Source organism: Sorangium sp. So ce131 (assembly GCF_051519095.1).
Classification (GTDB): domain Bacteria; phylum Myxococcota_A; class Polyangia; order Polyangiales; family Polyangiaceae; genus Sorangium.
In genome coordinates, this window is sequence record NZ_CP150455.1 from 10,183,206 (window position 1) to 10,197,683 (window position 14,478).

At 75.5% G+C, this 14,478-nt stretch carries 9 protein-coding genes; 1 reads left to right on the forward strand and 8 read right to left on the reverse strand.

Going from position 1 to position 14,478, the window contains the following annotated elements; all coding sequences use genetic code 11:
• Positions 1-66: 66 nt before the first annotated feature.
• Positions 67-2,265 carry a TOMM precursor leader peptide-binding protein gene (locus WMF43_RS36980; RefSeq protein ID WP_437672067.1) on the forward strand — a complete coding sequence of 733 codons (2,199 nt, stop codon included), beginning with the start codon at positions 67-69 and terminating at the stop codon, positions 2,263-2,265.
• A 148-nt stretch (positions 2,266-2,413) separates the two neighbouring features.
• Here WMF43_RS36980 and WMF43_RS36985 read toward each other — a convergent pair whose 3' ends face one another.
• The 8 genes from WMF43_RS36985 to WMF43_RS37020 all read right to left on the reverse strand — a co-directional run bounded on the left by WMF43_RS36985 (position 2,414) and on the right by WMF43_RS37020 (position 14,388).
• Complete coding sequence (locus WMF43_RS36985) at positions 2,414-2,842, reverse strand: VOC family protein (protein WP_437672069.1); 429 nt, start codon at positions 2,840-2,842, stop codon at positions 2,414-2,416.
• Between the two features lie 183 nt (positions 2,843-3,025).
• Positions 3,026-3,658: a glutathione S-transferase family protein gene (locus tag WMF43_RS36990; protein WP_437672071.1), complete on the reverse strand. Its 633-nt coding sequence runs from the start codon at positions 3,656-3,658 to the stop codon at positions 3,026-3,028.
• A 49-nt stretch (positions 3,659-3,707) separates the two neighbouring features.
• Positions 3,708-5,270 carry a hypothetical protein gene (locus tag WMF43_RS36995; RefSeq protein ID WP_437672073.1) on the reverse strand — a complete coding sequence of 521 codons (1,563 nt, stop codon included), beginning with the start codon at positions 5,268-5,270 and terminating at the stop codon, positions 3,708-3,710.
• Positions 5,271-5,308: 38 nt separating this feature from the next.
• Entirely contained in the window at positions 5,309-7,081 is a 1,773-nt protein-coding gene (locus tag WMF43_RS37000) for a hypothetical protein (RefSeq protein ID WP_437672075.1), read from the reverse strand.
• Positions 7,071-9,419, reverse strand: coding sequence for a DnaJ domain-containing protein (locus WMF43_RS37005; RefSeq protein ID WP_437672076.1), 2,349 nt, complete (start codon positions 9,417-9,419; stop codon positions 7,071-7,073). The genes WMF43_RS37000 and WMF43_RS37005 overlap by 11 nt, the downstream gene beginning before the upstream one ends.
• On the reverse strand, positions 9,416-11,041 hold the full coding sequence (locus WMF43_RS37010; RefSeq protein WP_437672078.1) for a S16 family serine protease: 1,626 nt from the start codon (positions 11,039-11,041) through the stop codon (positions 9,416-9,418). The genes WMF43_RS37005 and WMF43_RS37010 overlap by 4 nt, the downstream gene beginning before the upstream one ends.
• Positions 11,042-11,078: 37 nt before the next feature.
• Entirely contained in the window at positions 11,079-12,884 is a 1,806-nt protein-coding gene (locus WMF43_RS37015; RefSeq protein ID WP_437672080.1) for an Hsp70 family protein, read from the reverse strand.
• A gap of 244 nt (positions 12,885-13,128) precedes the next feature.
• Positions 13,129-14,388 carry a hypothetical protein gene (locus WMF43_RS37020; protein WP_437672082.1) on the reverse strand — a complete coding sequence of 420 codons (1,260 nt, stop codon included), beginning with the start codon at positions 14,386-14,388 and terminating at the stop codon, positions 13,129-13,131.
• Positions 14,389-14,478: the final 90 nt, after the last annotated feature.

Consider the following 14,478-nt stretch of genomic DNA (forward strand, 5'->3'; position numbering starts at 1 on the left):
GGTCGGCGCTCGCGGCGGGCCGCGGAGTCGCCGCCGCGGCCCGGCGGACGCCCGCGTGGAGGCGCAATGAACCGGGTCCTCTGCTTCAAGCGACACCTGCGCGCCGAGCGCGCAGGGGACGATCTCGTGCTGCTCCTCGGCGAGCGCGAGCAGTTCCTGCTGAGGGGCCGCGCCTACGCGCTGCTCGCGCCGCTGCTCGACGGCCACCGCACCGTGCTCGAGCTCATCGCGGCGCTCGCCGATCGGATCTCCGCGGCGGAGGTGGCGTATGCGCTCTCCCGGCTCGAGGAGCGGGGCTACCTCGTCGAGGCCGCGCCCGGCGAGCCCCCGGAGGCCGCCGCGTTCTGGGAGGCGGCCGGCGTCGACGGCCGCGAGGCGGCGCGCCGCCTGGGCGACGCGGCGGTGGCGGTGCGCGCCGTAGGCGGCGAGGACCCGGGGCCGCTCTGCGCGGCGCTCGCCGAGGCCGGCCTCGCGCTGCGGGACGACGCGCCGCTCTGCGCGCTCGTCGTCGGCGACTACCTCGATCCGGCGCTCGAGCGGTGGAACCGGGAGGCGCGGGCCCGCGGCGTCCGCTGGCTGCCGGTCAGGCCGTCGGGCGCGGCGGCGTGGGCCGGCCCGCTGTTCCGGCCCGACGGCGGGCCTTGCTGGGCGTGCCTCGCCGAGCGGCTGCGCCACAACCGCCCGGTGGAGCGGTTCGTCCTGCGGCGCACCGGCGCGCGCGGCCCCCTCACCCCGCCCCGGGCCGGGACGCCCGCGAGCCTCGGCGCCGCGGCGCGCCTCGCCGCGCTCGCGCTGGCGCGGGCGATCGCGTCGGGCGATCGCGGCCCGCTCGACGGCCAGCTGCTGACGTTCGACCTCGCGCAGCACCGCGCGGAGGCGCACGTGGTCGTGCGGCGGCCGCAGTGCCCCGAGTGCGGCGATCCCGGGCTGGCGCGCCGGCGGATGCTCGATCCGGTCGCGCTCGCGCCGCGGCCGAAGCGGTTCACGGACGACGGGGGGCACCGCACGCTCACGCCCGAGGAGACGCTGGCGCGGCTCACGCCGCAGATCAGCCGGATCACGGGGGTGATCAGCAGCTCGGGCCCGCTCGGCGGCGCCGACCACCCGCTGCGCCCGGTGTACGGCGCCTCCTACGCCGCGTGCCCCGCCGCCGAGGCGCCGACACCCGACGTGTTCGAGCGGCGCGGCAACGGCAAGGGCCGCACCGCGGCGCAGGCGCACGCGAGCGCCCTCTGCGAGGCCATCGAGCGCTACAGCGCCGTCTTCCAGGGCGACGAGCCGCGCCGGTCGGCCCGCCTCGCCGACCTCGGCGACGAGGGCGTCCACCCGGCCGCGCTGCTCGGGATCAGCGAGCGGCAGTACCGCGCGCGGGACGTGTGGAACGCGCGCATCGCGGACCCGTCGCACCACCTGCCGCAGCCGTTCGACGAGCAGGCGGAGGTCGACTGGACGCCGGCGTGGTCGCTGACACACGACCGCCGGAGGTACCTGCCCACGGCGTACTGCTACATCGATCCTCCGAGGGCGTCGGACGGCCGGTTCTTCTCCTTCAACACGAACGGGCACGCCGCCGGCAACTGCCTGGAAGAGGCCGTGTTGCAAGGGTTCCTGGAGCTCGTGGAGCGGGACGCGTTCGCGCTCTGGTGGTACAACCGGGCGCCGCGCCCGGGGGTGGATCTCGCGGGCTTCGACGAGCCCTACCTCGCCCAGCTCGAGGCGCATTATCGATCGCTCGGCTATCGCGCCTGGGTGCTCGACCTGACCACCGACCTCGGGATCCCTGCCTTCGCCGCGATCGCCCGGAGCGCGCAGGGCGAGCGGTGGTCGGTGGGGTTCGGGTGCCACCTCGAGGCCCGGCTCGGCGTGCAGCGGGCGCTCACCGAGCTGAACCAGCTGCTCGCCCTCGAGGGCCGCGTGCCGGCGCCGTGGGACACGTCGGCGCTCGGCGACGCGGCGTTCCTCCTGCCGGACGGCGCGGCGCCGACGCGGACGGCGCGCGATTACCCCGGCGCCGCCCGCGACGATCTCCGCGACGACGTGCTCTTGTGCGTGGAGCGCGCGGCGCGCGCGGGCCTGGAGACGATCGTGCTCGATCAGACGCGGCCGGACACGGGCCTGTGCGCGGTGAAGGTGGTCGTGCCCGGCCTGCGGCACTTCAGGCCGCAGCTCGCGCCCGGACGGCTGTACGACGTGCCCGTGCGCCTCGGCTGGCTGGAGCGGCCGAGGGCCGAGGAGGAGATGAACCCGGCGCTGCTCTACATGTAGACCAGCGCGCCGGGCGCCGACGAGATGTAGACGAGCGCGCCGGGCGCCGACGAAATGTAGACGAGCGCGCCGGGCGCCGACGAACACGCAGGCTGTCGACGAGCGCCCCGGCGCGCGTCGAGCGGGCGCGCACCCGGGTCACGCCACGTCAGAACGTGATGCGAATCGCGTCCGCGCTCTTCTTCCCCGGGCCGTGATAGACCGCCTCGATGTTGTTGCCGTCGGGGTCCAGCAAGAACGCCGCGTAGTAGCCCGGGTGGTAGTTGCGCTTGCCGGGCGCGCCGTTGTCCTTGCCGCCGGCCGCGAGCCCCGCCGCGTGGAACCGCTCGACCGCGGCGCGATCCGCGGCCTGGAAGGCGAGGTGGACGCGGCCTGTCCTCTCGCCCGAGGCGGCGGGAGAGTCGGCGGTGGACACGAAGAGCTCATCGGCCCAGAAGAAGCCTGGCCCCTCGCCGCCGAGCGGCACGCCGAGCGCGTCGAGGACGGCAGAATAGAACCGCTTGCTCGCGTCGAGGTCGGCGACGACGAGATGGATGTGATCGACGAGGCGACCACGAAAGATTTCCTGGACTTGCATGGGCGAATCCTTCCATGAGCGACGCCAAGGCAGCAACCGCGGACGCCATGGGGCCACTCTGGACGGAACTCGCCGAATTCGCTCAGGAATACGTCCGCCCAGGCGCGGTTCCCGTCGCCCGGGTCGAGGGCCGGCTTCTCCAGGTCGATCTCGACCATGCGAGCGGCGCGCCGTCGCGTGGTCTTACGATTGCGGCGAGCCGCTCTGGCCATTGCAACGGGCGCGCGCGCGCTGGTATGCCGGCCGCGCGGCCAGCCGCTCCTGGTAGGCGGCGAGGCTGTCCGGCAGCGTCTTGCCGAGCGCGCCGCGCCAGATCCCGAGCGCGGTGCTCATGGAGATGTCGGCGAGCGTGAGATCGTCCCCTGCGATGAAGTGACGAGCGCCGAGCGCGCCGGCCGCGAAGCGCAAGGCGTGCTCGAGGCGCGCCTCCTGCCGGAGCACCGACCAGTTGCGCTTGTCGGCCTCGGGCGCGCCGAAGTGCGCCTCCATGAGGGAATTCAGGCCCGCCCCGATCGTCGCCTCGCCGAACACGGTCAGCTGCATCACGCGCGCGAGCGCCGGATCGTCCTTGGCGGGCAAGAGGGGCGTGGGCCCGTATTTCTGCGCGATGTAGAGCATCATCGCGACGGACTCGTTGATCGCCACGCCGCCCTCGTCCTCGAGGAACGGCACGGAGCCGAGCGGGTTCAGCGCGCGATAGGCCTCGCTCGGCGGGAAGGAGACCATCTCGACCTGGTACGGCAGGCCCATCTCCTCGCACTGCCACATCGCGCGCAGCCCGCGCGCCCCACGCGCGAAGTTGTGGATCGTGATCATCTTCGGCCTCGGCCGCGGTGTGTACCATACTCGCGCTTCAGGGACGTCTTCACCGGCTGCGCGGTCCCGGATCGATCGCGAACCAGCGCGCCAGCGCGCGCTGGACGTCGAGGTTGTCGGCCTCGCGGAGCGCGTCGCAGCGGCCGGGGTGGAGCCCGAGGCGCCCGCATGCATCCAGCAGCGCCAGGTGGACCGCCCAGGTGACCTGCGGCGGCCCGGAGAGCAGGGGGAGGAGCGCCGCGATCTCCCGCCGAGCGCGGAGCTCCGCGAGGGCGCCGAGGGCCCCCACCTGGACCGAGTCGCGCGCGTCGTCGCGGACGAGCGCGAGCAGCCGAGGGATCGACTCCGCCGCTTCGGCGTGCCTGACATAAGCGGCCAGGGTCTCCGCGGCGTGGGTGCCTGTCGTCCCCGGCTCGGCGAGGTGCTCCCACGCAACGGGCGCCAGGGCCGGGTCGGGCGAGAGCTGGCCGAGCCAGTACATGGCGCTCTTCCGGACCATGAAGACCGGATCGCGGGTGAGCCCGAGGAGCGCCTCGCGTTCGCCCCAGGCCGAGAGGAGCTCCGAGGCGCGGTCGCGGATCCATGGATCGGGGTGCCCTGCCAGGAACGGGGCGAGGACGCCGCGATCCGCGGCATACCGCGCCGAGCGGGAGCGGTCCGGAAACCGGCGCTTCTTCTCGGCCCAGGGGTCGTCGAGATCGGTATACAGCGCGATCAGCGCGTCCGTCGCGAGCGCGTCGTCCGCCGCGCCCTCGGCGTCGAGCGCGAGGAGCCGCGCAGGCGCGGGGGCGTCCACCGGGGCGCGGTCGCCCTCGTCCGGCACGTCGAGCAGGTGCCGGACCGGCGCCATCCATTCGAGGAGGAAGCGCCGCTCGGCCGGGCCGGCGTGGTCGAGCGCGCCCCGGAAGCTCTCGTCGCGGAGCGACGAGGCGCAATGGACCGCGGCGGCGCGCACGCCTTCGTCAGGGTGGCCGCAGAGCGCAGCGACCGCGCCGAGGCAGCGCCGGCTGGGGTAATAGACGAGCGCGTTCAGCGCGGCGACCGCGACCTCGAGCGCGCGATCGCCCGCGGCGCGGAGGAGCGGCGCCTCGGCCGCGAGGGGCTCGTCGTAGAGCAGCGCGTCGGCCGCGACCCTGCGGACGCCGGGATCGCGGTGTTCGAGGGCGGCGATCTTCAGCGGCTGGAAGCGCGGCTCCTGAAAATCGAACGTCATCGTCTCGATGGCCTCCTTGTGGAGCGGGTGCGCGGGATCGCGCGCGACCGGCTCGACGAGGTCCGCCTCGGCGCGCCCCATCGAGAGCAACGCGTGACGGCGGAGCACCAGGTCGCCCTCCGCCCACGTGGTCCGGAGCCACGCCCCGCTCGGCTGGAGCCCGGAGCTCCTCAGGATCACGCCAGCCGCCTCGCGCGCGGCCTCGGGGAGCTCGCGCGCCGCGAGCATGCGCGTGAGCGGCGCCTCGGCGCGGGGATCTTCGAGGGCCGCCAGGGTCGTCGCGATCTCGTCCCGCTCGGCCGCGGGGAGATCGGGCAGCACGAGCCAGCCGAGGAGGCGCGTGGTCCATGAACGATCCTCGTCCCTGCGAATCTCCTCGTGAGGGATCGACGTGATCATCGGGGCGCCGGGGGGCCGCTACAGCGGGCCGAATGCCCTCAGCGAGCCGCCTTGCCGGCGGGCTCGACCGCCCTCGCGACCGGCTTCACCGGCGGCCAGCTGGCCATCGCCCGCGTCACGACCCCGCGCAGCACGTCGCGGCGCGCCGCGGACTCGAGCAGCACATCCGCGGGCTGGCCGGCGGCCTGGAGCGCGCGCGCCCGCACGAGATCGATCGCCGCGCGGTGCTCGGGCGGCAGCCGCCCGAGCGCCGGGTTCTCCGCGCCCGTGATCACATGATCGACGAGCGCGCGCCAGGGCACCTGGAGCTCCCGGCGCGGCGAGAGGAGCCGCTCTGCCATGTCCATGTCGCCCGCGCGCGCGAGCTCCGTCCCGAGGAGGATCGCCACGGTCGCGTCGATCCGCTGGAGCGCCGTCGGCCCGGCCGAGGCGCACGCGCTCCACGCCTTCGCGGCGCTCTCGCCCGCCTCGTGGTGGATGCGCACCATGTCGGCGGTGTCGCGGTCATCCATCGACGCCATCGGCGCCTTGCCCAGCAGCGACCGCGCCCACAGCCCGGTCCACGCGCCGTTCGGCGTCGCCGCGAGCCTGTCGACGTACGTCCACGCGGGCACCGGCGCCTCGGCCGGCGCGAGCTCCGCGACGCGCGCGTACGTCACCGCCAGCACGAGATCGTTTTGCTTCTCCGCAAAGCTCTTCTCCGCCGCGCGCGACAGCCGCTCCGCGGCCTCCTTCACCCGCCCCAGCGCCACGAGCGCAATCGCGTGCTCCTCCACGAAATAAACGTAGCTCGGGCTCGCCTCGGCCCTCTTGAACAGCACGTCCGCCTCCGCGTGGCGGAGCTCGAACACCTCGATCAGCGCCTTGCGCAGGAGCAGCGGCGGCGCGTCCGGGTGCCGGCCGAGCGCCTCGTCCAGGACGACGTGCGCCTCGCTCGGGGGGAGCACACGCGCGAGCAGCGACGCGGCCTCCGGGCCCTTGTCGCCGGCGGCATACCACGCCCTGTACTCGTCGATCACCTCGGCCGTCCGGCCCAGCCGCAGCATGTAGCTCTGGTGGCTGCGGTGGGCGTCCTCGTCCTTGGGCATCTCGTCGCGCCACGCCGCCGCCAGGGCCGCCCCGGCGACCTGCCCGCCCACGGCCTCGGTGAAGTGCAGCGCCGCCGCCCTGGCCGCGAGATCGCCCCGCTGCGCGCGGCTCACGGCGCGCGCAAGGCCCGCCGCGACGTCCGGTTGCTGGTTCGCCGAGAGGTAACCCGCGGTCGAGCGCCAGCCCCCCGGCGCGACGTCGGCGTGTGTCTTCAGGAGGTTGCCAGAGGACGATTTGGTCGACAGGGACGAGGGCGGCGCCTCGAAGACGTAATCGACCCCGTACCGGGAGGCGAACGGTCGGCCGCCGAGGAACTCGACCTTCGGCTCTTTCTCGCGCCGGTCATCCGTCCTCCTCGCGTACTCGACGGTCTCCACGTAGACCGGCGCGGCGCCGAGCACGTTGTACACGTGCAGCGCGTTGCTGCCGGCCTCCTCCATCCAGAACGCCCCCTCGTCGATCACCGCGCCCTCGCGCGTGAGGACACGCGCGCGGTGCATGCCCGTGCTCGTCCACGAGGACGACCTCTCCCCGGGCCCGACCTCGCGGCGCGCGCCGTCGATCTCGACCACCACGGGGACCTCGAGCCCGTTCACGACCCACAGCGGCGCGTGCCGCAGGTAATACCCGCTGCCGGCGAGGCCGAGCAGCAGGCACACGAGCAGCGCCGCGGGCACGTTCGTCGACCGCCACCGCGGCGGCGTGGTCTTCTCAGTTGCCATAGGGCGAGCTCCCCTTGTACGGCGCGTTTTGCCGGCGCAGCTCCTCGACGCCCCCGAGGCCCAGATCGGCGAGCAGCGCCCGGAGGAACTGCGCGTAGAGCCCCGCGAGCCCGCTCTCCGGCCCGGCCCCGGCCGCGCTGGCCGACGTGGTCACCGCGAAGCTGCGGCGCTCCGCGCCCCCCGCGACCACGCGCACCTTCCACGCGGCGTCGATCTGGCTGCTCCCGCCCGCCCCCGCGCCCCGGGTGAGCGTGCAGTCGACCTCGATCGCGTTCGCCTCGCCGGAGCGCCCGCCCGCGCCGGGCGCGCGCTTGATCCGCGCGGATCTCAGCCCGGCCTGCGCGAGCGTCGCCCCGAGGTCCGCGCCGAGGTTGCCGAACACCGCGTCGGCGTCGCCCGCCGGGACGCGCGCGCCGCCGTCCGAGATCGCGAGCGAGAGCGGCACGACGCGCGCGCCGCTGTCCTCCACCGCGTGGCCCAGCGCCGCCAGCGCCTCGGCCCCCGGCGCGCGGCGGTCCAGCGCGAGCGCGAGCGCCTCGGCCCCTCGCTCGCGCCGCCGGATCAGCGCGCGGCGCGCGTCGTCGGCGAAGCGGCCGTCGGGGCGCGCGCGCAGGTAGGCGTCGTACGCCGGCGCGGCGTCGCGCGTCAGGGCGTCGCGGAAGGCCAGCTCGTCCGCGTACCGCGCCCCGCTCACCATCGCCCCGACCCAGAGCACGAGCGCGACGCCCGCCGCGGCGGCGAGCCGGCGCCGCTGCGCCCAGAGCCGCGCCCCCGTCGACGGCGGCGGGCGATCGAGCTGCGTCGGCGGCAAGAGCTCCACCCCGTGCTCGGCGTCGAGGTACCCCGCCGCGAGCAGCTCCAGCGCGCGCTTGCGCGTCGCCAGCAGGTGATCGAGCCACGCCTGCGCGAAGCCCCCGTCGAGGAATGTCAGCGACACCTCGGCGCCCCCGAAGCCGAGGCGGAGCACCGTGTGGGAGTACACGCCGTTCTGGCCGTGGTGCACCCCCTCGGAGCGGCTGAGGCAGAAGAGCGGGTAGAGCTCCGTCCGCTCCGGGTCCGCGCGCACGAGGTAGAGCGGGTGAACGGTCGTCAGCCCCTGGATCGGGCTCTTTCTCCGGACGTGGACGACCCGCGCGACGTGCGCGAGGAGCAGGGCGACGCCGCCGAGGAGCGCCGCCATCACGATCGCGCCGGCCGCCGTCCCGGTGAACGGGACCGACGCCGCCGCCTCCGTCGCCGCCGCCTCGGTCGCCGGCGCCGGCGCGCTGTAGAGGAGCAGGTAGGCGATCAGCGACAGCGCGCCCGCGCCCGCGGTCGCCTTCAGCGGGCTCCCCCACGGGTTCATGCGGAGCGTCGGCCCGTCCTGCGCCCGCTCCTGCTCCGCGAGCCACTCCAGCGCGGCGGGCGGCAGCGCCGACGTCTCGAGCGTCGCCTTGGACGGGTACGGCCGCAGGACCAGGCTCTCCGGGTGCAGCGCCCGGCACACCGAGAGCAGGTTGTTCGCGCGCGAGCTCCGGTCCGCCGCGAACAGCGCCGCCGCCGGGGCGCCCAGCTCCGACGCGACGTGCTTCGGCAGCTCCGGGTCGCCCGAGGCGCGCACCTGCTCGACGAGCCGCTGCACGGCCTCCTCGGCCTCGTGCGGCCGCATCGACTGGTAGAGCACGTGCACGCGCCGGAGCTGGATGCTGACGCCCTTCAGGCTGCTCGCGTCGTGGCGCGCGGCGGCCTCGTCCAGGATCGCGAGCGCCTCGTCCGCGTGCTCGTTCCGCGTGAGCGCGTCCACGAGCGCCGCCTGGATGCCCTCGTGGTCCGGGGCCAGCGCGTGCGCCTTCCGCATGGCCTCCTCGGCGGCGTCGGGCTTCCCGAGCGCGCCGAGCGAAAGCGCGCGGAGCAGGTGGTACCGCGCCGTCTCCGGCGACCGCTCGATCAGCGCGTCGAGCGCCGCGATCGCGCGCTCGTGGTCCTTGCTCCGCGCGTACGAGGCCGCGAGCTTCTCGCGCAGCAGGAGCACGCCGGGGTGCGCGTCGATCGCCTGGCGCAGCGCCGCCTGCGCCGCGTCCTCGTCGCCGGCGGTCGAGGCCTGCTCCGCGGCGGCGAGCGCCGCCGCGACGGCGTCCTCGTACTCGCGGTACCCCTTCTCCTGCGCGTCGTACCGCTCGCGCGCCTCGGCGTCCGAGAGCACCTCGTACGCGGCGCGGATCCGCTTGAACTCGTCCGGGTGCGACTCCGGCGGGTACGTCCGGATCAGCGCGAAATACGCCTTCTTGATGGCGCGCGCGTCCGCGCTCCGCTCGACGCCGAGCGTCGCGTAATGATTCGAGGAAGACGGTTCGCTCATGCTCCCCCCCACACGGCGTCGATCGCCTCCCGCAGCGAGTCGACGAACACCACGCTCAGCTTGCCCTCGATCTCGCGCGGCAGGCTGCGGATCGCGGCCAGGCACCGCCGCGGCGCGATGACGGTGCGCACGTCGCCCAGGTACGCCGCGAGCAGCTTCTCGGCGAGGCCCGCCACGGGCATGACCGCGCCGTCGAGCGAGATCTGCCCCGTGGCGGCGAGCGCCCCCGGGAGCGGCCTGCCCCGGTAGGCCGAGAGCGCGGCCAGGGCGAGCGCGATCCCGGCCGACGCGCCCTCCTTGCGGAAGTCCGCGTCGGCGTAGTGCAGGTGCAGGTCGCGCTCCACGACCTGCGCCTCGATGCCGAGCTGCCTCGCCCGCGCCTTGAGCAGCGAATGCGCCACCCGGGCGGCCTCCTGCCCGGATCCGTGCACGTTCCCGGTGAGGCGCAGCTCCCCGCGCCCGGGCACCGCCTCGGCCTGGAGCGGCGAGACGATGCCGCCGGTCGGGTTCCAGGCGAGGGCGCCGATGCGGCCCGCGGCGGGCGCGCCGTCCGCGGCCGGCCGGCGCGGCGCCCTCACCGCGGCGATCTTCGCGCCCAGGAAGACCTCCGGCCGGATCGCCATCGCGGCCTCGTACCGGCCGAGCGCGTCGTCCGGGCGGCCCAGCTGGTAGAGCGCGTCGCCGAGCGCCTCCAGCACGTCCGCGTCGTCGGGCGCGAGCGCGGCGGCCGCGGCGAGCGCGGCCTCCGCCTCGCCGGCCCTCCCCGCCTCGAGCGCGATCTCGCCGAGCCGCGCCCACGCCGTCGCCGCCTCGGGCGCGCGCTCCGGCGCGGCGCCGAGCGCGCGCCGGAGCGCGGCCTCGGCGATCGCGCGATCGCCGCCGACGAGCGCGATCTCCGCCCGCAGGAGCTCGAAGAGGGGCGTCGCCCGCGCGCCTTCCGGGGCGGTCACGAGCGCGCGCTTGGCGCCGGCGACGTCCCCCGCGCGCAGCGCGACCGCGGCCGCGCGCAGCGGCCCCGCGCGCGCGGCCTCCGCCCACGGGGGGCCGCCGAGCGCCCGCTGCGCGCGCGCGAGCACGGCCGCGGCCCCCTCGCTCAGCGGCGATCGCAGCACGCCGGCCACCTGCCCGGTGTGCGCCCGGACGGCCTGCATCCGGCTCGCGAGCTCCGCGTCCGGCGCCGCCCCGCCCCGGGCCTGCTCGATGTGCCGCGCCGCGCGCGCGGCGAGCCCGTGCACGATGCACAGGTCGATGACGCGCAGCCTCCGCGAGCGGTGGGCCCCGTCGACGCGCAGCGCCTCTTCCAGGTGCAGGATCGCCTCGTCGTACCGGCCCGCGTCGGCCAGGAGGTCCGAGAGCTCCTCGCGCGCCGCCGCGTCGTCCGGATCGCGCTGCACGGCCTCGGCGAGCGCGCGCTCCGCGAGCACGGGCCGCTCCTGCGCGCGGTACGTGCGCGACAGGAGCCGGCGCGCGGCGGCGTGCGCGGGGTCGAGCGCGAGCGCCCGCGTGAGCTGCTTCTCGGCGCCGTCGAGATCGCCCTCGCCGAAGAGGGCCTCGCCGAGCTCGTACCGGGCGTCCGGGTCCTCCGGCGAGAGCAGCACCCGCCGCTTTTTGTCGGTCAGCATCCGCGATCCACGCCCGCGCGCCTCCGGTCATCCACGGTCAATCCAGCTCGAAGAGCACGTCCGTCAGCCGCGCCTCGTGCCGCGCGATCGCCGCCCGGTCGCCCGCCTTCAGCGCCTGCTCCAGCGCCGTGATCACCGCGCCGAGCTCCGCCGCCTGCGCGGCGGGCAGGCCCGCGAGCCTGCGCCTGCCGGCCGCCAGGAGCTCCCCCTCGGGCGCGGCGGCCGCCGCCGTCGCCGGCGGAGGCGACGCCGCCGCAGGCGACGCCGCCGCAGGCGACGCCGCCGCAGGCGACGCCGCGGCGCCCGCCGGCCTTTCGGGCGCCCACTCGCGATCCAGCCGCGCCGCCGAGGACGTGCGCTCCTCGATCGACATGCGCTCGGGCGACTTGTCGATCGTGATCGACGCCTCTTTCCCGGTCGACAGCACCTTGGTCGTCACCTGGAGGATGCCGTTGATGTCGTACGAGAACGTGATCGCCACCTTCTGCGAGCCCTTCGGCCCCGGCGGGATGCCCTCGACCGTGTATTGCCCGAGGAACACGTTGTTGCGCACCATGCGCGCGTCGCCCTGGAACACGCGCACCTCCACCACGCGCTGCTGGTCTCCGGCCGTCGCGTAGATCTCGGTGCGCGACACCGGCACCGTCGAGTTGCGCGGGATGATCGGCGAGAACATCCCCCCGACGAGCTGCGAGCCGGCGGTCGCCGACACCTCCACCCCGAGCGTGAACGGGCAGACGTCGGTGATCATGATCCCCGTCTGCGCCGAGATCGCGCCCGTCTTCAGCCCCGCCTGCACGGCCGCGCCCAGCGCCACCGCCTCGTCCGGGTCCACCCCGCGCCGCGGCTCCTTGCCGAACAGCTCCGCCACCATGCGCCGCACGAGCGGCACGCGCGACGAGCCGCCCACGAGCACGACCTCGGCCACGCCGCGGGCCTCGACCTTCGCGTCCGCGAGCGCCGACCGCACCGACTCCAGCGTGGATCGCACGAGCGGCTCGATGCGCTCCTCGAGCGTGCGCCGCGGCACCTCGACCTCGAACGACACGGGCGCGCCGCCGCGCGCCGCGATGCCGCCCAGCGCCACGACGGCCGTCTCGCTCCCCGAGAGCTGCCGCTTCGCCTCCTCGGCCGCGGCCAGCACGCGCGCCCGGAGGCGCGGATCGCGCCGCGCCTCGACCGCGTGCGCGCGCTCGATCTCGTCGAAGATCCAGTCGGCGAGGGCGCGATCGAAGTCGCCGCCGCCGAGCCGGTTGTTCCCTGCCGACGCCTTCACCTCGAGCACGCCCTCGTACATCTCGAGCACCGAGACGTCGAAGGTGCCGCCGCCGAGGTCGTACACGACGACGGTCTGCTCCTTGTCGAGGTGGTCGAGCCCGTACGCGAGCGCCGCGGCCGTCGGCTCGTTCAGGATGCGGTCGACGCGCAGCCCCGCGAGGTGCCCCGCGTCCTTGGTCGCCTGCCGCTGCGCGTCGGTGAAATACGCGGGCACGGTCACCACGGCCTCGTCCACGGCCTCGCCGAAGAAGCGCTCCGCGTCCTCCTTCAGCGCGCGCAGGACGAGCGCCGAGATCTCGGTCGGCGAGTACGTGCGCTCGCCCAGCCGCACGCGCTCGGCGCTGCCCATGAGCCGCTTCACCTCGGCCACGGTCCGCTCCGGGGCCACGGTGAGCTGCGCCTTGGCTGCGTCGCCCACGAGCAGCCGGCCGCGCGCGTCGAGCCCCACGACCGAGGGCGTCATCCGCGCGCCGGTCGCGGCCGGGATGATCCGCGGGCGCTCTCCATCCATGAACGCCACGAGAGAGTTCGTCGTACCGAGATCGATCCCAACAATACGTCCCATCGCGAAAGCGTCCCTTCGGCCTCGTGATCGTCGTACGCGCCGTCGCCTCGTTACGTCAACACACCAGCACCTCTGCGCTGTCGCCGGGCGGCGCCGCGCGCCGGAGCCACGCCTCGCCGCCCGCGCGGAGCGCGGCGAGCACGTCCCCATTTCACTCGAGGGTACAGGACCTCGCGGCGCGAGCACCAGGGCCGCAGCCGCTTGTCCCCGCGTTGCTCGTGCGGCCGGCAGTTGAGCGCGGGCCTCAGCGCAGGGCCCGCGCGAGCGACGCATCGTCGATCTCCTCCTCGGCGGCCAGCTCGAGCGCCGCGCGGAGCCCGTCGTCGACCGTCGCCTCGGCGGCGACGCGGATGTGCTCCTGCGCCTCGGGGTGGTCGGCGATCCGCAGGAGGAGGGCCGCGCCGATCCGGCGTTCCGGCGGGGCATTCGCGTCGTCGAGGGTGCCGAGCGCGTCCTCCGGCGTCAGGCCGGCCGCGCGGTAGTCGCCGGCGCCGAGCAGCTTGCGGAGGTCCTCGCGCCAGGCCGCGACGTCGCGCCCGCACCGGTCCAGCGCCTCGACGCCGCGCGGGGCCGCGCCCCCCGCCGCGCGCTCCTGCGCCTCGCGGATGCGCTGCGCGAGCGCCTCGGCCAGGCCGTTCCCCGCCCGGAGCGCGACCGGACGATTCGTGCGCCGGGCGAAGAGGAAGAGCTGTTCATAGTACGTCTCCACCCCGGTGAGCTCGGCATAGGGAAGCCAGGCGGTCGAGAAGGGGCGCTCCACGCGCACGCCGTCGCTCCCTATCACGACCTGCACGGGGCGAGCGGCGCGGCGGAGCAGCCAGGTGGGCACCAGGCTGAGGGCCAGCCACGCCGCGATCACCCACGCGAAGGGGGTGGAGCGGAAGCCGTGGGCCTCGAGGAACGGCAGGAGCACGATGGCCCACAGGAACATGAAGACCGGCAGGCCGGAGCAGCCCGCCACGAGCTCGCCGCTCGGGCTGCCGAGCGAGACCGCGACGCGCCGCTCTGCCGCGCCGAGCCCGAGGGCCGCGAGCAGCCGTGCGCCTTCCTCCTCGGTCGCGACCCGCAGCTCGAGCAGCTGCCCGCGCCGGAGCTGGAGCTCGACCCGGGAGATAGGCCCTGGCACGACCAGACCGGAGCGGATCCCGGCGCGCGGGATCCAGCGGCTCGCGTTGCCGCGGCGGAGGCGCAGGCCGGTCGGGCCGGCGGCCACGCGCAGCGGTCCCCGGAGCTGCTCGGGCGACCGGGAGACGATGAGGCTCCCCAGCGCGAGCGCGACGGCGACAGGCAGGGAGATGCCGCTCAGCGCCATGGCCCCGCGAGCCGTGCTGCGGAAGCTCGGATCGCCGAGCACCTCGCCGAGGAGAGCGATGAGCGCGCCCGTGATGAGGGGCCCCACGGCCGACAGCAGGGCGAGGCTGCCGAGGACGCGGCCGAGGCCGCGGTGGTGCGTCGCGACGTGGTGGCTCGTGCCCTCGAAGGGGAATGGGGAAGAGGGCGGCACGGGACGGGATTGTCACGCTGCCACCCCCGGCTGGCAATGCGCGCCGGCGCGGCGCGCTCGCCGGCGCCGTCCGTCGCGTCGCCGCGCCGG